The 26,934-nt window shown below is 50.4% G+C and carries 21 protein-coding genes; 6 read left to right on the top strand and 15 right to left on the bottom strand.

Annotated features, from left to right (window positions below):
• Positions 1–18 precede the first annotated feature (18 nt).
• The 4 genes from NST07_RS08000 to NST07_RS07985 form a co-directional block, all read right to left on the bottom strand.
• Positions 19–1,104 carry a response regulator gene (locus NST07_RS08000; RefSeq protein WP_341090964.1) on the bottom strand — a complete coding sequence of 362 codons (1,086 nt, stop codon included), beginning with the start codon at positions 1,102–1,104 and terminating at the stop codon, positions 19–21.
• Positions 1,097–2,860 (bottom strand): histidine kinase, encoded by a 1,764-nt coding sequence (locus NST07_RS07995; protein ID WP_342481344.1) that lies wholly within the window; start codon positions 2,858–2,860, stop codon positions 1,097–1,099. Before NST07_RS07995 ends, NST07_RS08000 begins: the two co-directional genes overlap by 8 nt.
• A gap of 188 nt (positions 2,861–3,048) precedes the next feature.
• On the bottom strand, positions 3,049–4,392 hold the full coding sequence (locus tag NST07_RS07990) for a glycoside hydrolase family 30 protein (RefSeq protein ID WP_342481343.1): 1,344 nt from the start codon (positions 4,390–4,392) through the stop codon (positions 3,049–3,051).
• Positions 4,393–4,609: 217 nt separating this feature from the next.
• Positions 4,610–6,883: a glycoside hydrolase family 3 C-terminal domain-containing protein gene (locus NST07_RS07985; protein ID WP_342481342.1), complete on the bottom strand. Its 2,274-nt coding sequence runs from the start codon at positions 6,881–6,883 to the stop codon at positions 4,610–4,612.
• A 112-nt stretch (positions 6,884–6,995) separates the two neighbouring features.
• Here NST07_RS07985 and NST07_RS07980 point away from each other — a divergent pair, with 112 nt between their 5' ends.
• Together NST07_RS07980 and NST07_RS07975 are read left to right on the top strand one after the other, a co-directional pair.
• Positions 6,996–8,273, top strand: a complete 1,278-nt coding sequence (locus NST07_RS07980) for a helix-turn-helix domain-containing protein (RefSeq protein WP_342481341.1) — start codon at positions 6,996–6,998, stop codon at positions 8,271–8,273.
• Between the two features lie 67 nt (positions 8,274–8,340).
• Positions 8,341–8,742 (top strand): hypothetical protein, encoded by a 402-nt coding sequence (locus NST07_RS07975; RefSeq protein WP_342481340.1) that lies wholly within the window; start codon positions 8,341–8,343, stop codon positions 8,740–8,742.
• A 152-nt stretch (positions 8,743–8,894) separates the two neighbouring features.
• Here NST07_RS07975 and NST07_RS07970 read toward each other — a convergent pair whose 3' ends face one another.
• The 6 genes from NST07_RS07970 to NST07_RS07945 all read right to left on the bottom strand — a co-directional run bounded on the left by NST07_RS07970 (position 8,895) and on the right by NST07_RS07945 (position 17,445).
• Positions 8,895–9,197, bottom strand: coding sequence for a hypothetical protein (locus tag NST07_RS07970; protein ID WP_341090955.1), 303 nt, complete (start codon positions 9,195–9,197; stop codon positions 8,895–8,897).
• Positions 9,198–9,228: 31 nt separating this feature from the next.
• Entirely contained in the window at positions 9,229–10,308 is a 1,080-nt protein-coding gene (locus NST07_RS07965) for a heparan-alpha-glucosaminide N-acetyltransferase domain-containing protein (RefSeq protein WP_341090953.1), read from the bottom strand.
• Positions 10,309–10,411: 103 nt separating this feature from the next.
• Positions 10,412–11,758: a TolC family protein gene (locus tag NST07_RS07960; RefSeq protein ID WP_341090952.1), complete on the bottom strand. Its 1,347-nt coding sequence runs from the start codon at positions 11,756–11,758 to the stop codon at positions 10,412–10,414.
• Between the two features lie 47 nt (positions 11,759–11,805).
• Positions 11,806–14,907 carry an efflux RND transporter permease subunit gene (locus NST07_RS07955; protein WP_342481339.1) on the bottom strand — a complete coding sequence of 1,034 codons (3,102 nt, stop codon included), beginning with the start codon at positions 14,905–14,907 and terminating at the stop codon, positions 11,806–11,808.
• Positions 14,904–16,358 (bottom strand): efflux RND transporter periplasmic adaptor subunit, encoded by a 1,455-nt coding sequence (locus NST07_RS07950; RefSeq protein WP_341090949.1) that lies wholly within the window; start codon positions 16,356–16,358, stop codon positions 14,904–14,906. Before NST07_RS07950 ends, NST07_RS07955 begins: the two co-directional genes overlap by 4 nt.
• A gap of 79 nt (positions 16,359–16,437) precedes the next feature.
• On the bottom strand, positions 16,438–17,445 hold the full coding sequence (locus tag NST07_RS07945) for a CocE/NonD family hydrolase (protein WP_341090947.1): 1,008 nt from the start codon (positions 17,443–17,445) through the stop codon (positions 16,438–16,440).
• 236 nt (positions 17,446–17,681) lie between these two features.
• On the opposite strand from NST07_RS07945, the gene NST07_RS07940 reads away from it, so the two are divergent.
• On the top strand, positions 17,682–17,960 hold the full coding sequence (locus tag NST07_RS07940) for a hypothetical protein (RefSeq protein WP_341090946.1): 279 nt from the start codon (positions 17,682–17,684) through the stop codon (positions 17,958–17,960).
• A 102-nt stretch (positions 17,961–18,062) separates the two neighbouring features.
• On the opposite strand, the gene NST07_RS07935 is transcribed toward NST07_RS07940, so the two are convergent.
• From NST07_RS07935 to NST07_RS07925, 3 genes are all read right to left on the bottom strand, one after another.
• Entirely contained in the window at positions 18,063–19,055 is a 993-nt protein-coding gene (locus NST07_RS07935) for a YiiG family protein (protein WP_341090945.1), read from the bottom strand.
• Positions 19,056–19,347: 292 nt separating this feature from the next.
• Positions 19,348–22,173, bottom strand: coding sequence for a glycoside hydrolase family 3 C-terminal domain-containing protein (locus tag NST07_RS07930; RefSeq protein ID WP_342481338.1), 2,826 nt, complete (start codon positions 22,171–22,173; stop codon positions 19,348–19,350).
• 165 nt (positions 22,174–22,338) lie between these two features.
• The gene (locus NST07_RS07925; RefSeq protein WP_342481337.1) at positions 22,339–23,280 is read right to left on the bottom strand and encodes an AraC family transcriptional regulator; all 942 of its coding nucleotides are present in this window, start codon (positions 23,278–23,280) and stop codon (positions 22,339–22,341) included.
• Between the two features lie 86 nt (positions 23,281–23,366).
• Between NST07_RS07925 and NST07_RS07920 the strand changes: the two genes are divergently transcribed.
• Together NST07_RS07920 and NST07_RS07915 are read left to right on the top strand one after the other, a co-directional pair.
• Entirely contained in the window at positions 23,367–24,569 is a 1,203-nt protein-coding gene (locus NST07_RS07920) for a sugar efflux transporter (RefSeq protein WP_341090941.1), read from the top strand.
• A 25-nt stretch (positions 24,570–24,594) separates the two neighbouring features.
• On the top strand, positions 24,595–24,960 hold the full coding sequence (locus NST07_RS07915; protein WP_341377717.1) for a response regulator: 366 nt from the start codon (positions 24,595–24,597) through the stop codon (positions 24,958–24,960).
• A 115-nt stretch (positions 24,961–25,075) separates the two neighbouring features.
• On the opposite strand, the gene NST07_RS07910 is transcribed toward NST07_RS07915, so the two are convergent.
• Positions 25,076–25,579, bottom strand: coding sequence for a DUF1036 domain-containing protein (locus NST07_RS07910; RefSeq protein ID WP_342481336.1), 504 nt, complete (start codon positions 25,577–25,579; stop codon positions 25,076–25,078).
• Positions 25,569–25,742, bottom strand: a complete 174-nt coding sequence (locus NST07_RS07905; protein ID WP_342481335.1) for a hypothetical protein — start codon at positions 25,740–25,742, stop codon at positions 25,569–25,571. The genes NST07_RS07910 and NST07_RS07905 overlap by 11 nt, the downstream gene beginning before the upstream one ends.
• An 81-nt stretch (positions 25,743–25,823) precedes the next feature.
• Here NST07_RS07905 and NST07_RS07900 point away from each other — a divergent pair, with 81 nt between their 5' ends.
• A complete protein-coding gene (locus NST07_RS07900) occupies positions 25,824–26,867 on the top strand; it encodes a hypothetical protein (RefSeq protein WP_342481334.1) in 1,044 nt (347 codons plus the stop codon).
• Positions 26,868–26,934: the final 67 nt, after the last annotated feature.

Below are 26,934 nucleotides of genomic sequence, written 5' to 3'. Positions count from 1 at the left end.
GCGGTTAATTGGACGGAATTACCCTTTCGGATTGGACATTTTTAAACCGGCTGCTTGCTTGCGCATCTCACCGGGGGCAACGCCGTAATGCTTCTTGAATACTCTGTAGAAATAGCCGACATCCTCATATCCGGCCAGCTCTGCCACCGTCTTGATCGGAATGCTCTCCTCAGCCAGCCATTCCTTCGCCTTCTCCATCCGCAGCTGCAGGATATAATCCGTAACATTGCAGCCATACTCCAGCTTGAACACCTTGCTTAGATATTCCTTGCTGACGAAAAAAGCTCTGGCCAGCGCTTCCAGCGTTACCGCTTCGGCAAAGTGGGTATTAATATACTGCCGGACCTCATCCAAGTTCAGCTTATTCTTGAACTTGCGCTGTCCGATCAGCTGTTCCAGACTTGTCCCGTAGAGCTGTTTCAGATACGCGGCGGTGCTGCTCCCGGACAACAATACCTCACGGGGGATCTCCGCCTTCAGGACATCCTCCTCCAGTGCGTTGCTCCGCATGAGCTCCTTCAACAGCAGCAGCATTTCACTTGCCGCCTGCCGCAGCATTCCCGGTCTGCCAGAGCCTCCCTGCACCAGTTCCTTCTCTATGCCTTCAAGAACAGCATTGACCCCTACGGGATTCAGCTCATTGAAATGCACCCTCATCAGCTGCTTGTAGGAGGACAGCGAGAAGGATACCTCAATATCGAGGGCATACGGCTCCCGGGCACGGGAGCTCTCCTCCAGCTCCTTCCGGCATTTGCGCAGCACAGCATTCAGTTCCCCCGGATCAATCGGCTTCAGCAAATAATCCACCGCACCGTAGCGGATGGCATTCTGGGCATATTTGAAATCGTCGTAGCCGCTCACAACAATCACTTTAATCTCTGGATAACACTCATGAAGCTTATTCATCAGCTTGACACCGTCCGCGCCAGGCATCCGCATATCGGTGATGACAATCTGCGGGGACAACTCCCCGGCCAGGCGCAGCGCCTCGCTCCCGTCCTCTGCTTCTCCGGCAATCTCCATGCCCAGTTCATCCCATAAGCCAAACGTCCGCACAATGTCACGGTTCCAGCTCTCATCATCCACCAGCAGTACTTTAAGCATGGTTCGCACCGTCCCTTTCCAGTGGTATTGTTACAGTCACCTTTGTGCCTTGCCCCTGAATGCTATCTAGACCAATCCCGTATTTCCCGCCAAAATGCATCTGAATCCGTGAAGCAACATTGCTTAAGCCAATCCGCTCCCCATGCGTCCATAAATCACCGTTGCGCCGCTCCAGTCTTCCCCGCAGCTCCGCCAGCTTATCCGGCTGCAGCCCGATCCCGTTGTCGCAGATGGTAATGACCGTGTCCTCCCCTTCACAAGTTACCTTGACCTCCAGCACCCAGGGGCCCGACTGCTGTTCCAGCCCATGAAAAAAGGCATTCTCGACAATCGGCTGCAGGCTCAGCTTCGGAATCAGACTGTCCGTCGCCTGCTCATCCACTTCAATCGCATAGCTGAGCCGGGCCGCGAAACGCTGCTGCTGGATCTGCATATAATTGTTCAGATGGTTCAGCTCCGCCCGCAACGGGGCCAAGTCCTCCGGCTCGCGGATGATGTAGCGGAACATGTCGCTAAGCGATCTCAGTACCCCGTAGCTTTCGGCCGGGCTGTTCTTGAACAGCATGCTGCCGATCATCTGCAAGGTGTTCTGCAGGAAATGCGGATTAATCTGCGCCTGCAGTGCTTTAAGCTCGGCACTCTTTTTCTCCAGGCCGATAACATATTCCGTCCGGATATGCTCGCGGATGCGGTACGACATCTGATACAGCTTCGTCTCCAGAAGGCCAATTTCATCAACCCGGTTGCTGAGCCGCACTTCACGCTCCTTCATTAAGCCGAAGCCCTGGATGGACCGGGCCAGGCTAACGATTGGCGTCGCCAGCCTCCAGGCCAGAGTTACGGCGAGCAATATCGCCACGACCACGGTAATGGCGCCTACTATCAATCCAAAGTTCATGGTCGCCAGCGCGCTCTGGTTAATGAAGCTGTTAGGAATAACGGTGACCAGCTTGAGACCCACTGGATCAATCGTATTGTAGAACACATAGGCCTGGTCACCGCGGAAATAGCCCTGCGGCTCACCGGTGCCGGCAACCCGGTCCAGAATGGCTTTCGAAGGAGTCACTCCCCAGGGCTGGTACAGCACCTTGCCGTCGCTACTAGCGATAAATACCGTATGATCGTTGCCCCGGCCTAATAGATTCAGCGTCTGATCCAGTACACCCCAGCGGATTTCCAGGGAGATGCCTCCAAGCTTCTCCTGGTTCTCAAACCGGTTAATGCTGCGGACCAGCTGGAATTTCCCGTTATCGTTGCCGCCAACGGCTATTGTGAAATCCTTATTTTGCTCAAAAAGCAGCTTATACGGAGCAGGAATTCCGGCTGTTGAGGCAATGTCACTCTGCGAGGCGTTGATAGTAAACAGCTTGTTATATTCTTTCAGATACAGCTCCACCCCCACCACATGATTGCCCGCAGAGTAGAACAGATTCGTCAGCGTATCAATAATGTTCCGCTGTGCGGCAAATTGGCTGGACAGGCTGGACTCCTCTACATTCGCGAGGTATTCGCTCAGGTGGGGGCTGATCAGCACGGTATAGATCAGATTATTAAGCTGGGCGAACTGGTCCCCCAGATAGACACCGGTCCATTTCATATTGGAAAGATTCGTGCTGATGACCTCGGCCTCCATTGACCGGCGGCTGTTCTCGGCTGCCAGTGCTGTAATTGTCACAATTGGCACAACAGCGAGGATAATCATAGTCAGAATAAGCTTATTGCGGATACTGCGGCGGAAAGGCTCAGTAAGTTTCATGATCCAACCGGCAACCCTCATTGCTGCACCAACCTCCAAGTTTCACTTGCCATAGTTTGCCCAAGTCAGAATGGAATTTTCTTGGGTTCAACAATTCATGTTAAGTGTTGAATGCTCTAAATTATTTTATCTTAACAAAAAACTAACGCCCCGCGAAGAATGGACGTTAGTTTAAGGAGAATGCCTTGTTAACTAAGGACAAACGTATGGAAGGATTCCGGTTCAAGCTCCAGGGAGTACGAGGAGGAACCACTATGCAAGTGCAGCATCCGCCGTTCCTTGAATGGATTGGCCAGGACGAGCGTGATCCCGCCCAGCGGTGTCCGGAAAGCAACGGCATGGCCGCTCCACGGACCTTTAAGCCCTACTCTTACGGAACCAGGGACGGTAAAACGTGAGAAATGCTTCATCACGTAATACTCCGGATTCACGGTCGCTTGTCTTTGGCCGGGATCAATGGTCAGCAGGGAATTCTGTTCCCAGCCCCAAGTGCTCCTGCCCTTGGGTTCAAGCACCATGTTCCAATAGATATAAGCGTTCACACCGTTCATGAAATAATGCTGATACAGGTTAAATACGTATCTCGCATAAAACCACGTATTTTTGCCATCGCCGCATTCATTTTCGGTCTGCATATACCGCAGCTCCGGGTAGCTCTGCACGGTACGTTGGATGGCATGTTTGCCGGCCCATTGATAACCTACGCCTTTGATATATTTATAGGCTTCGGGATCGCCGAGCACCACCCCGGCGAAGGCATCATGATCGCTTGATTTAGCTTTAAGCCATTCATCCCATGGCTCCGGGGCATTGATCGTCCCCAGCCAAATTTCCGTCTCCAGCCCATGCTTCTCGAATGCCGGGCCAAGGTAGTCGCGGATGAAGATCCTCAGCTGCTCCCCGGTCCAGACGCAGGAAGGAAACTTCTGGTCGGCAACCACCTCATTCTGCACATGCACCTGATGAATCGTTATTCCTTCTGCACGGTAGGCTTCCACGAACTTCACGAAGTAAAGGGCGTATGCCTCAAGCACTTGCGGCTCCCAGCGTAGTGTTCCATAGTTATACGCTTTGGGGAACTTCATCCATGTCGGCGGGCTCCAGGGGGACGCGAACAGCTTGAGGTCCGGGTTCAGCTGCAGGGCTTCCTTGATGTAGGGAATCAGCATCTGCCGGTCACGCTCAATGGAGAAATGCTCCATGGCGTAATCCCCGTCAGTCTCGTTCAGGCTGTACCATTCCAGCGCATAGTCGCTGGCTCCAATCGGCAGGCGGCAGATGCTGAACCGCTGCTCCCCTTCGGGATGGAACAGCTCATGCATCAGCCCCGCCCGTTCTTCCTCCGGCAGATGGCCCAGCGCCACAAAGCCCAATTCGTTAAAGCAGCCGCCGAAGCCTTCCAGCGTCTGGAACGTCTCTGCGGTAACGGTCAGATTAGCGGCTGTCCCGGCTTGTTCTGGACCAGGGATGTTTTGGGCTATCCAAGGTGCTTTTTCCGTGCTGGCAAACCAGTTCTGAATTGTATCAGCCATATTATAGGTTCCTCCATAGGTGTAGTTTGGAGCTGTTTTTGATTTGTATGATTACGCTTTCATTATATCCCGGGTCATTCATAATGGAATTGGATAATCCGGCAATCACGGATTGGATTATTTTAACCTGCTAAAAGGCAGCTTCCCTATAGCGGGGCGCTGCCTTTACTATTGCCAACAGGTTAATCCTTCCTGCCAGTGATTCAGCAGACGGCGATTATTGCTCTGCAACCAGCGCGTTCAATTCCCGTAAATCTTCGGCCAAGTTGGCCTCGGTATATTTCCCTTGGCCAAAGCCGATCATCGCACGCAGCGGCATATATTTCATCATGGCAAGGAACATTTCCGGATTATCATCCATTGCATCTTCCAGGCCAAAGATACTGCTGTAATTCTTTGCTTTTTCCGCAGTCAACGGATTTGCCAGCAAATCGCCTACCGTGGTGTTGCGGTGGAAACTTACCGCAATCTTCTTCGTTGTCGAAGTTACCGTAAGTGGAGCGGAGAGCCGGATATCCCGCGATGAAGAGCCTACGGCAATGTTGAACGTTCCGCTTTCCACATGCCAGTCCGCCAGCTTCACGTTGTAATAGGCAAAAGCACGCTTATTCAGGGTAAAGGAGACTTCTCGCTGCTCCCCCGGCTGCAGCTCCAGCTTCTGGAAGCCTTTAAGCTCCTGCAGCGGGCGGATAACACTGCTCTCCTCGTCACTGACATAGAGCTGGACCACCTCTTTGCCTGTCCGGCTGCCGGTATTTTTGACATTCAACGTCACCTGGACAACATCTGTATCCCTGATGCTACTCTTGTCCAGTTTCAGACCGCTGTACTCGAATTGCGTATAGCTGAGTCCAAAGCCGAACGGGAACAGCGGCTCGATTTCTTTTTTATCATAATAGCGGTAGCCGACGAACAGACCTTCCTTATATTCCACCGTATCGCCTTCACCGGGAAAATTGAGAAAGGAGGGATTGTCGCTCAGCTTCTGCGGGAAGGTCTCGGCCAGTTTGCCACTAGGGCTTACTTCACCGAAGAGCAGATCGGCAATCGCGCCGCCAAAAGCCTGCCCGCCCAGATAACCTTCCAGAACGGCCTTCGTATGATTCAGCCAAGGCATCTCAACCGGGGAGCCGTTACTCAGCACCACGATCATTTGGTCTTGAACTTCAGCCACCGCCTTGATCAGCGCCTTATGGCTCTCAGGCAGCGACAGATGGCTGCGGTCATACCCCTCCGATTCATAGCTGTCAGGCAGTCCAAGGAACAACACCGCAGCATCTGCGCCTTGTGCTGTTTCCTGTGCTTCCTTGAGCAGCGCACTGTTGATTTCATCGCTGTTCAAGTCATAGCCCTGTGCATACAGGAAGCTTGCGGAACCGCCGGCCACCGCCTGCATTTCGGCAAAAGCATCATCCAGCTTCGTCGGATTGACATGCGAGCTGCCTCCGCCCTGGTAACGCGGCTTTTTGGCGAATTCGCCGATAATGGCAAGCGTTCCGCTCTTGGCAAGCGGCAGAATATTATCTTCGTTTCTCAGCAGCACCATACTTTCCCGGGCCACCTTTCGCGCCAGCGCATGATGCTGCTCCAGATCGAACGCTGCATTCTCCTTGCGGTTCTCCACTCTTTTGAAAATAAAGGACAGCAGCCGCTCCACAGCTTTATCCAGCGTCTCCATGGACAGCCCCCCGCTGTTCACTGCAGCCACGATTTTGGCATCACCAATGCCTCCGCTTGACGGCATCTCCAGCTCAAGCCCGGCCTGCAGCGCCTTCACCCGTTCATTGACCGCTCCCCAGTCGGACACGACGAAGCCCTCAAAGCCCCATTCCTCTCTAAGCACCTTCGTCAGCAGTGTTTCACTTTCGGAAGCGTATTCACCATTTAGCTGATTATAAGAGCACATTACACTCCAGGGCTGGCTTTGTGTCACTGCGCCTTCGAAGCTGGCCAGGTAAATTTCCCGCAGCGTCCGCTCATCAATGATTGCATTCGTAGACATTCTGCGGTGCTCCTGGTTGTTGGCGGCAAAATGCTTCAGCGAGGTGCCCACGCCCTGGCTTTGCACTCCCTGGATGTGGCTGGCGCCCATTTCCGATGATAGATAAGGGTCTTCCGAGAAGTATTCGAAGTTCCGCCCGTTCAGCGGGGAACGTTTAATATTGGTTCCCGGTCCAAGCAGGACCGCTACATCCTCCGCCTGGCATTCCTCCCCGAGCGCCTTGCCGACCTCATGAATCAGCTCACGGTCCCAGGAAGATGCAAGCCCGGCTGCGGATGGAAAGCAGGTTGCCGGTACACTATTGTGAAGTCCGAGATGGTCGGCGCTCCCTTGTTGCTTCCGCAGTCCATGGGGACCGTCGGTTAGCATCAAAGAGGGAATGCCCAGCCGCCCGATGCCTTTCGTGTGCCAAAAATCCAGCCCGGAGCAAAGTCCGGCCTTTTCTTCCAGTGTCATTTGCGAAATGAGGTTTAAAATGTGAGTTGTCATCATATGCCTCCTCGAAATAGGTTTTTCTACTCCCATTCTAATATACTTCAACCTGCATTTATGGTATTACTATTGTATTATTGGTATTTTCATTGGATCAGGAGGGGGATGGATGAAGATGTTAGACTACCTGGAGGAAACAGAGGGATTGCAATACATCTGCAAATTAATCTACGAAGCTTACCGGATTCCGGTCTGCTGGCTGGACACTGCAGGCAACCTTCAACTGGCGCTCCCTCCTTCTATGGAAGAACGGCCGGCTGCGCCTACCCACTCCGGGATGCTGGCTGAACTTACGGAGTTCGTCTCTGGAATTGAGCACAACCATCCCCGAAACACCGGGGGGACTTCCTTTTTGCCGTATCTGCACACTACCGGTTTTCTGGAAAATTTTATTATGCTTAAGCTGCCTGCAGAGCTTGGGACTGGCGGAACGATAATACTCGGCCCTTCACTGGCTGCTTCAATGACCGAGACTACTGTAGCCAGCCTGATGAATGACCACAACCTCCCGCTTGGCCATGTGGAAGAGTGGCTTCAGTATTACCGCGGCCTGCCGGTGCTGAGCCGGACGAGATGGTACCATGCCGCCCTGCTACTGTACTCACTGGTCAACGGACAAGCCCTTTCGGTCACAGAGCTGCTGCTTGCCTCAACCCATCATGAGCCTGTGCAGCATACGGAAAGCCGTTCGGATCTCGATCACTCCTACCGGCGTGAGAACACCTGGCTGCATCATGAGCCGATGCTCGAACGGGAGATGTTCCGCCATATCGTAATCGGAGACAAAGCAGGACTCCTTCGGTCCCAAGCCTCCTTCTCTGAGGAAAGCTTCGGGCGGCTCTCCAAGAAAAGCCAGCTGCGCAGCAAAAAAAATCTGGCCATCTCCTCCATCACACTGGCAACCCGGGCCGCGATCGACGGGGGCCTGTTCTGGGAAATCGCCTATACACTGAGCGACTTCCACATTCAGCATATCGAAGAACTGAAGGATATTCCCGCCGTTGACAAAGCCCAGCTCGCGGCTCTGTGCGATTTCGCCGATCATGTACGCGACAACCGCCGATCCAAGTTGTCCCGCACTTCTGCACTATGCCAGAACTATATTTTCAACCACATGTACGAGGAGCTTACTCTGAACAAATTGGCTGAGGTGGCCGGTCTGAATGCCAACTATCTCTCTCAGCTGTTCAAGAAGGAGAATGGAATTTCTGTCAGCGATTATATCCAGCGGGAGCGGATTGAGGAGGCCAAGCGGCTGATCGAGCTGCCCGGGGTCACGTTGTCGGATATCGCCACCCGGCTTCATTTCAACGACCAGAGCTATTTCACGAAAGTCTTTAAGAAATATACCGGAGTAACACCCAGGCAGTTCCGGCATGACCGCTGAATTATCTACTAGATGCGTCATTCTCCTGTGCAATTAAGGTGCAGAGCTGCAATAATATGGTACAATCTTGGTAAGAAACCTTGAAGGAGCGATTACTTTGGGCATCGGTATTGTTTTTATTGGGGTGTTAGTGTATGCCGTCGTTCAGGCGGTTATCCGTGATAACGGCAGGAAACATGGCGGCGGCAACCGGCTGCGGAACCGAAACAACACGTCTGACAATTATTTCTTCCCCGGCGCGGATCCAAATCTCTTTACGGGCGACAACGACAACAACAATCACACCCGCAATCACCATGACGGAAACAGCGGGAATGGCGGTCATCACGGTCACAGTCATGGCGGGAGCAGCTGGGACAGTCATCATGGCGGGCATGGCGGCTGGGATGGCGGCGGACATAGCGGCGGGGGGGATTCCGGCGGGGGGGGCGGAGATTCCGGGGGCGGTGGTGGTGGTGGTGGCGATTAAGCTTGCCTCCAACTTATATAGTGTGCAAAAAGAACTCACAGGCTTAGCCCTGTGGGTTCTTTTTAAATACAGTCTTGGTTCCTATTATATTAAAACAACTTACTTTCATACTCTGTCACTCTACGATAGAATGTGACTTCTTCATTCCGCTCCTATTGAGCCTTCTTCAACCCAAAAAGGAAGTAAAGCTGCTCTTTGGATAACTTTCGAATAGTGTCTATGCTATTGAGAAGCTGAAATTTATATTGCAGATCCAGTTCCTCTTCCTTTGAATCCGTTGAGATTCCCCTTCCCTCTTCAATGTTAAACATTGGTGAGAAATAACTGAGGGACTCCTTCTTAGCTTTTAACGTCACATCAAATGATTTGCTGGTTCCATCATGAAGTATTACATCATACGTTCCTGAAACTGCAATAATGTCACTAGAGTAGGAGTCGATCTTCAAATTCTTCAAATTCGCTTTTTTAGATACCAGGTATAAAATTTTAGAAAAACTTCCTCATAATTAATTCAATGGGCCCCCGTTCCTTCCATTTCCTCCAGGTAGATGAAAAGAGTATCGCCAGCACGAAGTAAGCACAGCCATAAGCGACTGCAAATGGAAGTGTTCCGTTCTCCAAGTACCCTGCCACTTCAAGAAAACCCAACCCGATAACCACGTGCCCTATATAATGGGACAACGATAGCTGCCCGGTATGGATAATTGCTTGGGTGAACAAGGAATTTCTGAATGCATGCACGATATACAGGCTAATCGCAATGATAGCCAGAGCAGAACATGTTCCAGAGAGAACATACAGCAATGTTGGAGGCATGGGTTTGGTCCCAAAAAGATAAGCTGCGGAGTCATAGTCTAATACAGACGATGTCCCTTGAATCAAAGAATAAGAAATAGCTTCAATAACTATGGTTCCCGACACTGAATAGAGCAGCAGCTTCCGTCGGTTCTCCTCGGCCAGCCAATGCTTTCTGCCGATCCACAGGCCAATCAGAAAAAAACAACTCCAAGGAAAAAACGGATGGAAGCCATTATAAATTAAATTCCGGAGAAATCCGTTCAGCGTCCAAAAATCCGTATATTGGTGAAAGCCGGTGTCCCAGCCTTTACTGTAATCAAACAGAATCAATGACAGCTCGGATACCAGCAGAATCACTGAGAACAAACCGAGTATTTTATTATCAGATACAGTAATCATAGCTGCGCCCACAAGCATGAATACCGCATAATAATGTAAGATGTCGGCGCTCCAGCCTATCAGCAGCAATAGCAAGCCGCAACCAAGCAGAAATCCGGAACGTTTGTACAAGCTGAGGCGATTTTGACGAATAATCTCCTTATCCATCGATCTTCTTGCTTTCGCGGTCATCAAAGACACTCCAATACCTGCCAGTATAATAAACAATGAGGAGGCTCTGCCTTCAAAAAGACCCGCCAGCTCCCTTAACCACGACGGGCCGTCATTTTCTGCCTGCATTGCAAGCTTATAGTTAACGATGATCATCCCAAAGATCGCCCAGGCTCTTGCATAATCCAGTGCAGTAATTCGCTGTGTCGATGGATTCACGTCCAGTGTTCCCCCTTCACAATTGGTACTTTCGCCGTGCCCAGCCTGAACCGCCCGGCCACAACCTTATGCTCTGGCATAAATCCGAAGTGTTTCCCGATCTCTATTGTGCAGCAGGCAGAATAAGTCCTTTCTCCATCGCTTCAATCTTGCCCAGTATGCCAAAATATTGCAGCTCCAGCAACCCCGCTTTCGTTTCCGCCTGTTGGACCATGAACCGGGCGTTGTTCAAATCGCGCTGCGGTACACTCCCTGCTTCAAACCTCCTGTTGACATTGGCGAAATCGAAAGCCGCTTTATCCACTTCCCTCTGCGCGGAGAGAGACTGCCGGTAAACATCGTCCGCCCCGGCGTAGACGGCGTTGATATTTTGGTTCAGTTGTATTTTGGTTTGCTTGATCTCTTCCTCGGTCATTTGCACGATCTGGCCCAGGCTTTCCCTGGCGTATGCGTTCGGTGTAGGAGTGAACTTTTGATCCCGTCTGGCTTGATTAAGCGTATTCCAGAGACGTTTCAACTCAAAGGAATGAACCAGAATGTCCTCGCTGCTTTTGCGGATCACCGGCTTGACTTCGGGTAGTGGAATTTCCTCCATCATCATACTCGGGTTATAGCGAATACCGAGATCGAACGACAACTGGAGCAACCCCAACCTGTAATTTGCCAGCATTTTATCCAGTTCGACACCCTGATTATTGCGCTCCGCCTCCAGATTGCGGTAATTCTCCGCCGTCATCATGCCCTGCCCGACCAGTATTTCCTGCCGATTCAGCTCTAAATCCAGAACCTGAAGTCCCTCTTTCAGTAACGCTGCTTGCTGTTTGAGCGACAGCAACTGAATATATTGGCCGGTGACCTGTAGTTTGGTTCCCTGTACAGCCTCTTCCAGGTCAAGTGCTGATTGCAGCTTCTCATGCACTAGCTTTTTCACTGCGCTCTCCAACTGAACCCGCTGGGAAATCACCATCTCATTCATGCTTTCCACTTGTGCAGACATCAGGCCGTTAAAAACAGTGTTTATCTCCATAACCGGCCCCATCCAGAATAGCAGCTGGGGTTCAGCATCCGCAGGGATCAGGTATTTTTTATTCTCAAGTATGCCCTCGGGAGTGACCGGAAGGGTATAGGCATCCTTTTTGGCATATTCGAGACCTTGAATTTGTGCCTTGTAATCTTTCTGTTGAGTAATCAGAGCCGTATTCTTCAATTGCAAAAGTGACAGATTAAATGAACTGTCGATTGCCTGTGACAACGCTGTCTGCAAATTGAGGCGGTCAAGCTCGGCCAATGCCCGCGGATTGACAAAAGTGGACGGAAGCCGCTTATCGGTAGTCGCTTCTTTCCCGTCCTCCGTGACAGCCTGCGCCTCATTGTCAGCGGCCAGTGCCGACGGCAGCACAGAGGTGAACAACAATAAAGCAAATAATGCTGAAAGAAACACTTTGTTCATATCCTTAACTCCTTTCAGTATTTTGGCGGAAAGACTTAGTGACCGGTTTATACAGAAAGCGTCTGCTCCCTCTCAGCATTCCGGTTGATTTTCCGTTCCTGTCGTCTCATTTTGAACTGAGCCACGACCATATACAATGAAGTAACTACAAGCAGAGTCAGCAGTGTCGAGAACATGAGTCCGAAAATAATGGTGTACGCCATGGGGCGGAACAAAATGTTGCCGCTCAACGCGATCGGGATCATCCCCATAATGGCCGTTAATGAGGTCAGCAGGATGGCACGGAACCGCGCCGAAGCAGCTTGTATAACGGCCTCTTTCAATTCCGTACCCTCGTGCCGGGCATCTTCGATGAACTCGATCAGCACGATGCCGTTACGCACAACGATCCCGGCAAGGGAGATGATACCCATTAGGCTCATAAATCCGATCGGCATTCCGGAGAGGTATATTCCGATAATTCCTCCTGCCGCAGCCAGATAGACAGTAGTCATTATAATCAGTGGAATGGAAATGGAATAAAATTGAAGAGTCATCAGCAGCAGAATCAGGAATATAACGATAACAAACAGCGTGGTCAGATTTTTGAACACCTTGTTTTGCTCCGACGTTTCTCCTCCGGCACTCCAGCTGTAGCCCGCCGGGAAGATGATACCTTTCAGATTCCCGCTAATTTCCGCACCGACCTCTGTCGCCGTTCGCCCCTTCACATCCGCCTCAATCGTAATCGTGCGCTTCAGATTCACATGCTGGATTTGCTGAATGGCAAATGAAGGCTTAATAGAGGCAAGCTGGGACAACGGAATTTGCCGGCCCGTCGTATTGGTGACATTTAATCTTTGGAACATTACATTCGGGTCGTTGTTATCCTTTTGCAAATATAGCTTAACGTCAATCATATTTTTACCGGTATCGAACTGGCTGGAGGTAATACCATTGCTTGACAGCAGGATGGCACGGGTCAGATCGGTATATGACACCATGTACTGATCCATAGCTTGCTTGTTAACCTCAAATTCCAGCGTATATTGGTCTATGCCCAAATTATCCGTCACATTTGAAACCCCGCCAATGGATGCAATGGTCTCCTTCACCCGCTGGCTCACTGTCTGCAGTTGACCAAGCTCTTCTCCGGCAACGCTGATCGATACTGCCTTACCTACATCGACGCCCACCTTACTCGTATAGAACTGAAAAGAGGCTTCGGGATATTTAGTCTCCAAATGTTTGTTCCATGCCTTCACCGTTTTGTCTAGGTTGAACACTCCCTTTTCCCCAACTACAGCCAGTTGGCCTTTGGTTGGCGATGAAATGCCGGGTTGATCGCTGTGCAATTGGGGGGCGCTGCTGCCGGCGCTGTAGGAAAGCGTTTTTAACTCCGGCTGCTGTTTCATCCAGCGGGCAATATCCTTGGTTACGCGGTCCGTCTCCTGTAGGGAAGTTCCGGGCGGCATTGTCATGGTCACAACCACCTCCGGACGCTCGGAGGCCGGAAACAGCTCAACAGGCACAAAGAGTGCCAGCAGATAGGCAGCCGTTCCGAGAAGCAAGCCGGTGAGGGCTACTGCCAGCGGCCGCTTCAGCACTCCTTTCATGACTTTACCGGAATAAAACCGGTTCATGGCGGCAATCTGGTTGCCGAGAAAACCCGATTTTGCTGCGGCAGCCTTCGCTCTGCGTTCTCTCTTCTTCTCGTACCACTCGCGAAAGATTGGAATGATCGTCAGAGACATCATCATGGAAGCCAGCATGGTCAATGAAATGACCACCGGAATCGGCTTGATAAATGCGCCCAAAGGTCCCGGCAGGAATAGCAATGGAGCAAAGGCGGAAATCGTAGCCAGTGTCGCCGTAAGGATGGAAACAGCTACCTCTTTGGTGCCCTTTATTGCCGAAACCTGCGGATTTTCCCCTAGTTCGCTGAGCCGCCTCTCGATATTATCGTTGACCACGACGGCATCATCCACCAGGATTCCCAGGACAATGATCAGGCCAATAACGGAGATCTCGTTCATGCTGATCCCCAGAAACGGCAGCAGGATCAAGCCAACCGCCAGTGAGACCGGAATCGCCAGGGCAACAAAAGCCGAGGTAAGCAGATTCAGTCCGAGCATACAAACGATGATTACGGCAATTACCGCAATGATCATTTCCCGTGTCAGATCATTAAAGATTTCATGAACCCTATCCTGTTGTGCAAACAAGTTTTCCAACTGAGTGCCTGCAGGGAGAGTTGCCTTCAGTTCCTTCAGCTTTTCGCTCACGAGCTTGTGCATGGCCGGCACATCACTGCCCGTTTTCGCGCCAACATTGATCGTGATAACCGGCTTATCCCCGTAGTAGGCAAAAGACTTCGGATCGGCATGGCCAAGCTTGACCGTGCTGATATCCTTCAGATAAACAGGCGAACCGGTTTGTGTTCGGGTGATCAACACCTTCCTCAAATTATCCAGGCTCTCATCTTCACGGACCATAATCTGGTAGCTTCGGTCATTGAGGGTGATTTCACCGGTGGGAACCCGCGTTTTTTCGCCTTGAATAGCCACTTGTACCTGTTCCCAGCCCAGGTTGTATTCCTGCAGCTTGCTGCTATTGATACTGATATGAATCTGCTGATCAGGAACCCCTTGGATAGTCACATTGGCCACACCCGAAACCGACCTGAGCTGGTCTTTCCAGGTTTTCATCAGCTCACTGAGCGCATCCAGCTCTTCCCGGGAAGCAGCCGAGATCGCATACGATCCGATATAGGAGCTGGCCAGATCGTCATCAACAACCGGAGTCTGGACGCCGGAAGGCAGGTCGGCCTGTGCATCCTGCACATTTTTGCGCACCCCGTCGAACAGTGTCTTGGCATCGGCACCGTCCTCACCCTCTACGGTAATGCTCGAATAACCGCTGGCCGAGGTGGACAAAATCCGTTTGATACCCTTAACCTGCTTGATTTTCTGCTCAATCACCCTGGTTACGCTCTGCTCCACCTTCTCCGGGGAGGCTCCGGGATAAATCGTAGTAATCAAAGCATATTTTATAACGATGTCAGGGTACTCCTGCTTCGGCAATCCGGTGAAGCTGAACACTCCGGCACCAATGAGCATGATGAAAAACAGCAGGGTAATTTTTTTCTTCTTAACGAAATATTCGATCATTTGACAGCACCGTCGGCCGCTTCAATCTGATCGCCATCAAACAGAGTCTCCGCCCCCTTGACGATGATTTGCTCTCCTTCTTTCAGTCCACTGACAATTTCGAGCTTGTTATCCACCAGCCGGCTCCCCACTTCGACAGCCGTTTTCACAGCTTTTCCATTCACGGCTCTGAATGCATGAGGCTTGCCGCCGTTGCTGATGACTGCCATCACGGGAACCAGAATCACCTTGCTTCCAGATTGCTTCAGTCCTGCTTTGACAACCTGGCCCGCTATCCAGTCCTGCTTTTCATTCGGGATAATCACTTCCACGCTAATCGTCCCGGTACCGGCATTGGTCTGCGGGTAAATTTTGCTCACCGTCCCCTTGCGTACTTCGCCGTACAGACCGACATCCACCTTCACCCCTTTCTTCCATCGCCCCACTTCACTGTCGGGCAAAGGCAGAAGTACCTTCAGCCGGCGGACATCTCCCAGCTTATAAATGGTCTGTCCAGGGTTAACGACATCACCCGAACTGGCTTCTTTGGTCAGCACCACTCCAGTGAAGGATGCGGCAAGAGAGGTTTTGGAAAGGGCCAAGTTCGCTTCTTTTTTTATAGTAATTGCGTTGTTATATACAGCAAGTGCCTGTTCCTTGGCGGCCAACGCTCCGTTATGAGCGGCCGCAGCCTGCTCCTTGCCGGCCTTACTTGCCATAATTCCTGATATCGCTTCCTCCAGCAACGCCGCTGCCGCTTGTCTCTCCTCCTGCGTGGCCCCTTCCTGAACCCGTGATATGGAGGCTTCGGCATCCTTTACCATTTTCTCGGCATTTTTCAAATTCAACTGTGCGTTTTCGTTATCGGTTTGAGATACAAGTCCCTGCTCGTACAGCTTCTGCGAGCGCTCAGTATCTATCTTGGCTTTCTCGTAAGCAGCTTGGCTTAAGGCCAGCCCGTTCTCGGCCAGCAGCTTATCCTGTTTGCGTGCTCCTTTCTTCACCTGCACCTGATTTGCTGTTGCATTTGCAACCCGCGCTTCAGATGCTTTAATTGACGCATCGGCGCTCCTCAGCGCCGCTTTGGCTTGCAAAGCGTTCTGCTCGGCCTGATTCAATCCTGCCTTGGCCTGAAGAATGCCTTGCTCGGCCTGCTCAACCTTAAGCTGAAATTCGGACATAGCGAGATTGGCCAGCGGACCTCCCTTCTTGACCGAATCTCCGATTTCTGCATTTGTACGGATCACCCGCCCCGCCAGTTCAAAAGTCACCGCTGCCTCTTTCACAGGCTGCAAGGTGCCGGACAGAGTATAATCTGTTTCCAGCAGTTCCTCGCTTACAGTGGCCACCTCGACCATTCTATCCTGCTTGACCTCTGCACCTGCGCTCTCCTCTGTTTTTGTATTGGAGCAAGCGGCGGTTGCAACACCGAGCATAATGGCTAATATCATTATTAAGCTTCGTCTTGGCATGTTCTTTCCACTCCTCAAAATAGGTAACAAGAATATTTCCTAACTGGTAGAAAGGGTTTCAATGATAACAGGCTCCAAATCAGGGAAGCCTCTTCAAGAATTGTTCAATTTGCTCCATATAACCGTTGACCGTGATTTTTCTTGGCGCGAACAGACTGATGAGCAATGCCCGCAATTTCGAATCAGCGGTTTTCGTCGCCAGCATGGAATGCTCTGTATCCGCAAAGACCTTGACTGTAAGCAATGATGGAGGGCTGACCTTTTTACGATATACTTGCTCCGTCTCCGTCGCATCCACGTTAATATCCTCTTCCCCCAGTAGCAGGAGCACAGGAGATTTGAAGTTATGCAGATCGGCGGTTGCATCGGATCTGAAGTTCTTGCTGACAAATGTCCACCGTTCTTTTGACATAATCTCATTTGTATGAGCTTTGTTTACATATTCATCATACGATCCGTTCTCTTTCAAAAGCTCCTTCAATTCCTGTTCATACGCTACCTGTTCAGAAATTTCCACCTCAGTGGATCCGGCTTTTGCCATTTGCTCGCGCGTATTATATTCTCCCTGGGTTAACCAGTTGATGGCCGGGGACACCAGAATACTGAACGCGAGCGGCTCCTTTCCTGCAAGCTTCGGAATAACCCATCCCGCCTGACTAGCTCCCCACACGCCGATCCGCTTATCGTCAATCATCGGCTGCGTTCTGGCCCAGGCCAGCGCCTGGCGCGCTTCTTCTGCACGGTCATCAATGCTCTGCTCCAGCCAGTCCCCTTCAGAACCGTTGATTCCTCTCTTATTAAGGGACAATGAAGCGTAGCCTTGCGAAGCAAGGCGCTCCCATAGCGGCTTATATCCATCATCATGAGAAGCATTGATGGGTCCGTCACCATGAACGAACAACACTAGTCCCAGCTTTCCGTACTCTTTCTTGGGCAGGACAAGTGTACCTGTCAGTTTGCCCTGAGGGGAGGAAATCTCAATGGATTGCTCCACCATGTCAAAGCTGTTTTGCCGAAATACATAGAGCACTGCACCCATAGTTATCAAAAAAACACCAATTATAATCATGCCAATTTTCTTTCTCATCTTGTTTCCCCCATAATATAATGCTTGCTAAAAAGAGAAAGGCTTAGCAGACTTTGTTACTTGAGTGTGCACAGCCACATTAGTAAGCTTGGCTAATTTACTAATTGTGAGCTCACTGTTCATTACCACCACTCCCTCACTGCAACCGGATTACCCTAAAGATACACCTTAGGTCAGACCTAAGGTCAAGAGAGGAAATGGATTCTAAAGCAATGCGAGTCGTGGAGCACAGGCCGGTGGATCAGCAGATCGAAGCTAACACTTGCAAAAGGAGAGGATACTATGCTGCAGCGTTTGTTCCGAAGTACAAAATTGGGGTACTGGTTATCGCGGGAATGCTTCTAACGGTATCCTCCGGATTTCTGCGGACTGGAATACTTGATATTACGGGCTTTGAGAAACGGGAACCCGTTAACTGGCTAGAAATTAGTATTAGAGTGACTCCAGAAATCGAAACAGCGACAGTAAAAGGACGAGAAATAAAGTCCTTTACTGTCGCTGTTTTATTTAACTAACGTATCCCCGTGCTACAGCCTTATCCGCGTTCCATTCGCGGATAAGGCTTATTCGTTACCGGAACTCTGTATTTGATTTCGCAGCCCAACCGCTAGACACGCTTAATTCATTTCATTATATCTTTCGACTGCCTTGCTTAGCTTATAATTGAAATTCTCAGGTGTACCATCCGTAGTGTTCAGGAACTGGCCGTTCAGATCAGAATCAGATACAGGTTCCTTCTTATTGATGCGTTCAATGATTTTCGAAGCGGCCGCTTTTGCCTCAGTGGCTGAATCAACATAGTTCTCGATACTGAAGCTGTTAATCCCTTCTTTTTGAATTCGTTTCTTGTCTTTTGAGATTGTCATGAGCGCACTCAGATCTGCGGTCATGATGTCGTATTTAGCTTTAAACTTCGTCATATCAAGCTGCAGCACATTGTCGGCGGTGATTCCCTGCTCATCCATTTCAATGGCCGTAGCCTCTGCATCTATCATGAACTTCAAGGCATTATATCTGATCTGCTGGTCTGAATCCTTGAGTTTTTGCAGTTCAGCCAGACGCTGCTCGTTACCCAATTTTTGCAAAGCCGTGAAGTATTGTTTGGCGACAGTCTCGTAAGCGAGATTTGCACTTACCAGCTTGGTATGCAGCAGTTTTCCTTTTGCGAAATCATCATCCACGTAGCCTCTTGTATCATAGTAGGCTTTCAAATCGTCCTGGACGGACAACAGATCATTGATGACTGGGGTCAGTTTGACCACTAAGGGGTCTGCATTCGCAAAAACAGGTTTGCTTGCGGTATAGCTGTTCGCTTTATCAACAACTTCCCGCTCAGTTTCAGCAACGCCGAGCATGATGAAGCTAAAGTTTTTCTCGATTACAGGCTGCGCATCAACTCCGAACTTCTCGAAATAATGAACCAGAACCTCGTTGATTCTGCCAGTCATCAAGTTATTCAGCCTCACATACGCATTGTATTTATCGATTTCTTTGCTCTCGCCGGAAGTAACGCCTGCAGGCGCTTGCTCCACGGTGGATGTAATGGCAGAACAAGCGGACAACATTGCACCTAACATAATAATGGCAATAACGAATGATAGCTTTCTCAAAATAGTGATTCCTCCGACTGAGTAATTTAACGCTTTCTTTTGTAAGATATCTGCATAGGAAAGAGAGCAAGTGATCTCTTCTGGTCAATTAAATTGCCTCTTCGTCGCATATCAATGTTGATTGTGAAACAAACCTATTCAATTTTAGAATTATTTGTTGAATAGGTCTTGAGTCTTGAGTAGCAAAAAATTTTTATAATTTCTTTGTCGACACTTTAATCCCATAAAAAAAAAGCCGCATAATATGCGACTTTCAATAGGATTATACCCTATTACGTTTAGTTAGCTGGAGCTACACGGAAAAATGGAAGCGGCTGAGCAGCGCCTCGCCTTTAAAGACCAGATACACATCGTTTCCGCCAGCTTCAATTTCAGCTTGAACAGACAATGTTTTCCACTGTTGCAGGCCTTCGCCCGGAGGAACCTCAAGGGTCGCCGCCAATTGTCCTGCCGGGCCTTCTGTTCTGACCTCGATGCTGCCGCCGGTCACGGAGGATACGAGCGCGTGGAACGTTGCGGTGCCTTGACCGAACTCCACATCTTTGAAGGCGATCCATGCTCCTTCACCTGCCGGATGGACAGAAGCGCCGCCCGCCTTGCATTCATCCAGATATACTTCTTCATAGTCGTCATAGTTCTCGGCTTTGACCGTCAAATAGAGATTGCGGGCCGGAATCGTTTCGCCATGCACTTTGATCTGGGCGGTCAATTGAATATCACTTGAAGAGCGGCCGATCATCACAGTATAATCGCCGTTTTCAACACAATATTGTTCACGCGTTACATCCCAGAAAGCCAGCTCGGCAACCGGCAACGTGAATTCCACCGTTTGCGATTGTCCTGCGGCAAGCCGGATCTTTTGGAACCCCTTCAGCTGCTTCAGTGGACGTGTGACTCGGGAAGACAAGGACTGCACGTATAATTGAACGACTTCGTCGCCATCCACGTTACCGGTATTCTCAAGCTGAACGGACAGGTTAATCGTTCCGTCCTGCTCCAGTTCCCCGGCGGCCAGCGACAGGCTGTTATAAGATACCTGCGCGTAGCTCAGGCCGTGGCCGAACGGATACAGCGGCTCACCGTCAAAGTACATGTACGTTCTTTTACCTTTAATAATGTCGTAATCCATCAGCGGAGGAAGCTGATCCACCGACCGGTACCAAGTCATATTCAGCTTGCCCGACGGGCTGTAGTCGCCGAACAGAACGTCGGCTATCGCGTTGCCCAGCTCTTGCCCGCTGTGGGAAGTATAGAGGACCGCAGGGATATGCTCATCAATCCATGTAGAAGTGATCGGGTAACTTCCGACAATAACCACCACTGTATTAGGGTTGGCTTCATACACAGCCTTAACCAGATTCTCCTGCTCTTCCGGCAGGACAATATCCGGTCTGTCAATCTCTTCTTTGCCGTTCAGGAGCGGATGGTTGCCGACGAATACAACGGCAACTTCTGCGGCTTTCGCGGCTTCGACCGCAGCTTCTACACCGTTCACGACAATGTTCTTGCGGAATGTGTGCGCCTTGGCATCAGTCTCCTGCTCCTTCGCCAGCAGTGTGCCGTCTTCGGCATGGATTGAGATCGGCTTGTCATTCCAGGTCCGCAGGCTGACTGTACCTTCGGCTTCCGGTACAATATTCAGTGCTTCCTTCACATACCAGCCATAGATTTCATCAGCGGAAGCCGTCAGTGTATCGGCGTCGCTAAGGGTAACATATTGTCCCCGGCTTGTAGCTTCAAGAGTGTTGCTCGTCCAGCCCCAGGCCGTATGACGGAACAATTCTCCGCGCTCCTTAGTCTCATGTAGCACTGCCAGTCTGCCGTCCTCGCCGGTGATTCCTACGGCTTGGCCTGTTGCGGCCGAAGTTAGGATGATCCGGTCATCGCCGCTTTCGAAGGATACCTGTTTGCCTGCAAGCTTCTTGATCACTCCCTGCAGAGGTGTGACAGCATAAGGCAGGGTGCCGGAATACCAGTCTCTGAAAGCTTCGTCGCCGAGCGGACCAATGACCGCAACTTTGGACAACTCTTTCGGGTTCAGCGGAAGCGTGCTGTTCTCATTCTTCAGGAGTACAATAGACTGCTTCGCAGCTTCCAGCGACAACTCGCCATGCTCTTTGCTGAGGATGACGGAATCGTCGATTGCCGTATACGGATTGCCTTCTTCAGGATCGAACTCACCCAGAAGGAAACGGACACGGAATGTGTTGAACAGCGCACGGTCCAGATCTTCCTCGGCAAGCAGCCCTTCAGCCAGTGCTTCATGAATAACCTTGATCGTCTCTGCCGTTTCTTCTGTCACGCTGTCGATCCCGTTTTTGATCGATTCAGCCATCGACTGGGCGAATGACTCATAATATTTATGATCCTTCACAATACCGAACAAATCCCCGGCATCGCTTACAATAAAGCCGTCCATTTCCCATTCACCTTTGACAATATCCATCACCGCAGGATGCAGGATGACCGGTACCCCATTAAGCGAGTTGTAGGCGGTCATCATGGACTTGGCGCCGCCTTCCTTGAAGGCAGGCTTAAAGGCCTCCAGATAATATTCACGCATATTTCTCGGATCAATGCTGGACGAATCCACGCCGCGGTTGATCTCATTATTGTTGCCGAGGAAATGCTTCAGTGTTGCTACCGCTTTCAAATACTTGGGATGATCACCTTGGATTCCCTGCACCAGTGAGGTGCTGAGGCGTCCGGTTAATTCCGGGTCTTCGCCATATGCCTCTTCCGTACGGCCCCAGCGCGGATCACGTTCCATATCTACCGTAGGTGCCCATAACGTCAAGCCGTTAACAGCCGGATTCTTCTTGTAGAACGCTCTGGCCTCGTCGCCGATGGCTGAGCCGATCTTTTTCAAGAGTTCCAGATTCCAGGTGCAGGCCAATCCGCTGACCTGAGGAAAAGCAGTTGCCTTGCCCAGCCACGAAATTCCGTGAGCCCCTTCCGTACCATGTTTATAGGCTCCCACGCCCAAGCGCTCTACAGCGGCTTGATATTGCGGCATCAGGGTTACCTTTTCATCCAAAGTCAATCTGGAGATCAGATCTAGCACGCGTTCATTTACAGGTAAATCCGTCTGCTGATATGGGTATGTAGCTGTTTCCATTCGTGGTTCACTCCTTCAATCTTTGTGATAACGGTTTCATCATAGCGCATGGATAGCCGATTAAGGCGCTTCCACAGGACTCTCCTTCACCATCATAAAAGATTACCGTAAGCAGCAACACCTTAACAATTGTAATAAAAATCAGTTCATAATTAGAGATTCTAATCATGAACTGAGAAAACGCCGGGCATCCGGGGAGATGCCTGACAGATTACCGTCCGCGTGATGGATAACAAATCTGCTGTCCTGGTAGTTCAGCTCTGCCGAAGCCGGCCGGCTGCGGATTTCCTTGGGAGAAAGGCCGTACCTGGCTTTGAATACCTTGTGAAAATAGGAATACGTCCCGAAGCCGCAGCTCCCGGCAATATTCTCCAGGCTTAAGTCGGTAAACCGGATACGCTCCAGGGCATTGGACAGGCGAATCTCCTGTGTATACTGGATAATGGTATAACCCGTCAGCTCTTTAAAAAGATGTACGGCTCTGGATACACTGAGTCCGGCAAATCTGGCAACTTCCTCCACTCTTAGCGGATTCAGCGCATTTTTGTTAATATAACGTCTCATCCGCAAGACCAGTTCATTCGAGCGTCCCTGCGGGTTAGGCCCTGAGACAGCTTCACCCGACAAACGGTCAAAAGATAGGCATAGCGCACACAATAAATGCCGGATCAGCTCAGGGTTACCTTGTGCGATACGGTGCTGCTCGATGCTGAGCTGCTGCCATAACGAGAGCATACCTTCATCCAGATGAATTCTCTGCTGAGTCAGCCGGAGCTGGGATTCCCACCATTCTTCGATCCAAGAACCTTCACACAGTAAATAATAGTCGCCGCTTTCGATTTTTCCGTTAATTGCATCTACCTCTAAATGATATGGCTCTCCAGGACGATAGATTAATAAGTCGCCTGGCTGGACAAGACTCATTTTGCCGTCTACAAGCGCCCTGCAGCTGCCCACCACCTGCAGCCGGAACAGGAAAAACGGTGGCGGCGTAAAGGAAGATTTAAACGGAAGTGTATGAAAAGAATAGGCGCAGGCATGCAGCCTCAGGTCCATATCGTTCACCGCCTCAGCCAAATAGTAGAGCTTTTCAATCAGATAAAACATTTAATAATCGCAAGCCATTATCTATACTATAACCAAATCAAAGAGATAACCGCAAGGCTAGAAAGTGAAGGAGAAACTTTACGTACATGTTGACGCGAACCCGCCAGCTTTTCCTGATTCCAAGCTACTCCCTGTTTATGATCTGCATGATGCTGCAGGGGATGGCCATTTCCATCAGCTCTCCCTTTTTGGCCGTTTATTTCACAACAAAGCTGGGAGTTTCCGCAGGAACCTTCGGAATCTTTACCGCAGTGACCTTAATCAGCGGGGTCTGGCTCAGCTCGATCATTGCCAAACGCTCCGATTCCGGACTGAACCGTAAAACACTCATGTTCACAGCCATGCTGTTCAACGCACTGGCTTTTGCCGGTTATTTATTCATCCACGAATTTTATGCGTTGCTGCTGTACATGACGGTCTTCACTGCATTTGGTGCTCCGGCCATGCCGCAGTTATTCGCCAGTGCGCGGGAAGCGGTAAACACCAGCCCGTCCGCCGACCATGCCTTTGCCAATTCCAGTCTGCGCTCGATGTTCTCCCTGGGGTTTATCACCGGCCCGCTGATCGGCTCTATTATCCTTAATCACTTGGGGTTCCAGGGTATTTTTATGAGCACCTCATTGATCTTCTTGCTTAATGCCTTGCTGGTCTGCTTTTTCGTGAAACGTCCCGTATCAAAGAAGCCAGCTGGTATTCAAACCGCAACGCAGCTGAAGCTGCATCAGAACGCCAGAGTGCTTATCCCGTTTCTGGTGCTGACCCTGTTATATGCCGGGCACTGGCTTAACAATCTGAATATCTCATTGTTCATCATTAACACCTTGGGCGGCAGTACGCAGAATGTAGCTACGGTCTCGAGTATTTGTGCGCTGCTGGAGATTCCATTCATGCTCGTATTAGGGGTATTGTCTGCCAAAACCTCCAATCGTGTGCTGATGTTCTGGGGGATACTACTGGGGGCGGCTTATTATATTTTGGTGCTTGCCTCGACACAATTATGGCATCTCTTGGCCGGACAGGTGCTGCTGGCTTTCTTTGTTGCCGTGATTTCGGCCATCGGAATCAGCTACATTCAGGATTTGCTCCCTGATCTGCCCGGATATGCTTCAACGTTATATACCAATGCCACTACCATCGGACGGCTGGCCGGAAGTCTGGCCGGAGGGGCCGCTGCCGAGTGGGTCGGATACCGCAATGCTTACTGGGGCTGCCTGCTGCTTGTTGTATTCTCCCTTGCACTTATGTTGCTCCCCCAGCGCTACTCCGCACAAAAGGTGTATGAATCCTAAATGCAACCAGACAGGAGGCCATATTATGAAAATCATGCTTGTTGACGACAAACCTCATGTACGCAATCACCTGAAGCTGATGCTGAAACAGCTTCATTTTAAAGAGGAGGTTATTCTTGAAGCCAATTGCGATCAGGAAGCCCTTCGGCTGATTACCGAACATGAACCGGATATTATTGTGACCGATGCCAAGCTGCTGCTGCTCGGAGAAGCGCCTTTATCTGAACGCCTTGCCAATACCCAATATCCGCAGAGTACAATTATTGTCACCAGCAGCCATCCGTTTGTCCTCGAAGCTTTCAGCAAAGGGGGCATTGTTTCCCTGCTGAAACCTATTGATACTCGTGAGCTGGAAGGCGCGTTAATGAGAGCCTTTGCCGTCACCGGATAATCCGGGATACTACATCCTTTGATTTAGAAAAAAAAAGTGCCCTATCCATGATAGGTGCACTCTTTTTGCATTCATCCAGTCTATTCAAAGATAAAAAGGAAGTTTTTTGCGTTCACTATCTTCTCCGTCTTTTAGGCACGGCTCTGCGTTTGGCCAAAACAGGTCTTCCCGGGGCTAGCTTTCTGGCCTTCAGCGGAACTCTGCGCGTTAGCCGTTTTCCAGGCTTTGTAGGCAATGCTGTCCGAAGATGGATTAACCCTTTTTTGCTTCGGCTGCTGCTGGAGATTAACACAACTGTGTAGTTGCGGACGCTGGATCTGACAGGAATTCTACGAAAGCCAAGTTCTCTGCAGTCGTTGCAGTCGCTGTCCCAGCACTGATTGAAGGCGTCATTAGGGATCTCTGTATAGTATCCCCCTGACCAGGTATAGCTGTCACTCTCTGCATAGTAAAAGAATGTGTTGCCCCCGGCATACCCGCTCCACACTTGTCTCGACTGGCCCGGTTCGATCCGGTACCAGCCGATTGTGGCGTAGTTGACAGGAGAACAGCTGAAATCCGGGTAAGCATAGGCAACAAATATCGTCTCACTTGTACTGTTGCGAAAATTAAGCCCCATTGTCTTCATTCCCTTCATCACTTTTTTCCTTACCCTGCATCATATGAAAATAGTGAATAAAGGGGCTGGACAATAGTTTATTGTTAGACAAATAGGGCATATTGACATTCCAGTCATTGTGCGGCATGTAAGACAAAATAAATAAATCGCCTCTGGACTTCATAAAAGAGCGGATAATCGCCCATGCCTTTTACACCTCAGGATAATATACTATCTTATTCTAATGAGGTTAGGTGATGAAACAGTGGCAACATTTGCTGAAGCTCTTGTGATAAAGGAAAACATAGCAAGTACCGTGCTCAAGAACCGGAAAATTCATGGAGTCGGGATAGGGTATTACGACCCCAAACATCCCAAAAAAGGCGCAGCCGTGATCCTCTACGCTAACGCCGTGAGCAGTACCGCCCTGGGTTGGGGCTCAAAATTCTCCTCGCTGCTCAAAGGCAAACCTATAAATGTCCCCATCCGGGTAGTAAAGACCAAAAAAATACGCAGCAATGCAAGTTACCAGGACCGGATTCGTCCAGTCGTAGCAGGCTACAGTATTGGTACGACCGGCGGTTCAGGAACCGCAGGCTTAATTGTCAGCAGCGGCAATCAGCTGTATGTGCTCAGCAATAACCACGTGCTTACCAATCCGACCAACTCCAACAACCGGGCGGAAACGCTGCAGCCGGGCGGCGCGGATGAAGGGCGGACCGTACGGGATCGGGTCGGGTATTTATCGCGTTTTGTAACTTTGAAGACAAATGGAACTAACCGCATAGATGCGGCCTTGTCCCGCCCTGTAAGAAACAGCATTCTCAGTCCGAAATATGCAACGGTAGGCACCATTCCGGGTCATGTCACTTCCTACCGTGTAGGGGAGCGTTTCAAAAAAGTAGGGCGGACAACAGGTCTGACTAGGGGAAGAGTCGATTCGGTGAATACGGATGTACAGGTAGATTATGGTAGGGATGTAGGCGTGCTAACCTTCCGCAATCAATCGATCATTCTGAGTGATACACCGGTATCGCTTCCTGGAGACTCCGGTTCTGTCTGGCTAAGAAGCGCGGATAATTTCGCGGCGGCTGTGAATTACGCCGGTACAGAGGACGGAAAGACTTCGGTTGCCTTTCCCGTCGATTGGGCACTCCGGGCACTCCGGGTGCGTGTAGCACGTCCTGGGGGACAGGGAGCAGGCCGGGTAAAGGTTGTAGATACCCATAACGGCAATGCTGCTTATACCCCCCGGCTCACTCCGAAAGAGCTTTCCATGCTTAAGGTAATCCGGCCAAAATCTAAATAAGCAACTCTAGAATAATTTGGATTAATCTCCATGTACATTCATACAAGCTCACAACCCTCTTTCTTCG

The organism is Paenibacillus sp. FSL L8-0340 (genome assembly GCF_038593145.1).
Lineage (GTDB): Bacteria > Bacillota > Bacilli > Paenibacillales > Paenibacillaceae > Paenibacillus_AQ.
Note: the sequence above shows the minus strand (reverse complement) of the source record. Positions and strands in the feature narration are given on the sequence as shown.

Coding starts and splice junctions, on each gene's coding strand:
- NST07_RS07960 (WP_341090952.1), bottom strand. CDS start 11,758: ATGAACAAAGTGTTTCTTTCAGCATTATTTGCTTTATTGTTGTTCACC.
- NST07_RS08000 (WP_341090964.1), bottom strand. CDS start 1,104: ATGCTTAAAGTACTGCTGGTGGATGATGAGAGCTGGAACCGTGACATT.
- NST07_RS07925 (WP_342481337.1), bottom strand. CDS start 23,280: ATGTTTTATCTGATTGAAAAGCTCTACTATTTGGCTGAGGCGGTGAAC.
- NST07_RS07905 (WP_342481335.1), bottom strand. CDS start 25,742: ATGAAGTCCAGAGGCGATTTATTTATTTTGTCTTACATGCCGCACAAT.
- NST07_RS07980 (WP_342481341.1), top strand. CDS start 6,996: ATGAAGATGTTAGACTACCTGGAGGAAACAGAGGGATTGCAATACATC.
- NST07_RS07990 (WP_342481343.1), bottom strand. CDS start 4,392: ATGGCTGATACAATTCAGAACTGGTTTGCCAGCACGGAAAAAGCACCT.
- NST07_RS07910 (WP_342481336.1), bottom strand. CDS start 25,579: ATGGGGCTTAATTTTCGCAACAGTACAAGTGAGACGATATTTGTTGCC.
- NST07_RS07930 (WP_342481338.1), bottom strand. CDS start 22,173: ATGGAAACAGCTACATACCCATATCAGCAGACGGATTTACCTGTAAAT.
- NST07_RS07920 (WP_341090941.1), top strand. CDS start 23,367: ATGTTGACGCGAACCCGCCAGCTTTTCCTGATTCCAAGCTACTCCCTG.
- NST07_RS07995 (WP_342481344.1), bottom strand. CDS start 2,860: ATGAAACTTACTGAGCCTTTCCGCCGCAGTATCCGCAATAAGCTTATT.
- NST07_RS07945 (WP_341090947.1), bottom strand. CDS start 17,445: ATGAGAAAGAAAATTGGCATGATTATAATTGGTGTTTTTTTGATAACT.
- NST07_RS07950 (WP_341090949.1), bottom strand. CDS start 16,358: ATGCCAAGACGAAGCTTAATAATGATATTAGCCATTATGCTCGGTGTT.
- NST07_RS07955 (WP_342481339.1), bottom strand. CDS start 14,907: ATGATCGAATATTTCGTTAAGAAGAAAAAAATTACCCTGCTGTTTTTC.
- NST07_RS07985 (WP_342481342.1), bottom strand. CDS start 6,883: ATGACAACTCACATTTTAAACCTCATTTCGCAAATGACACTGGAAGAA.
- NST07_RS07915 (WP_341377717.1), top strand. CDS start 24,595: ATGAAAATCATGCTTGTTGACGACAAACCTCATGTACGCAATCACCTG.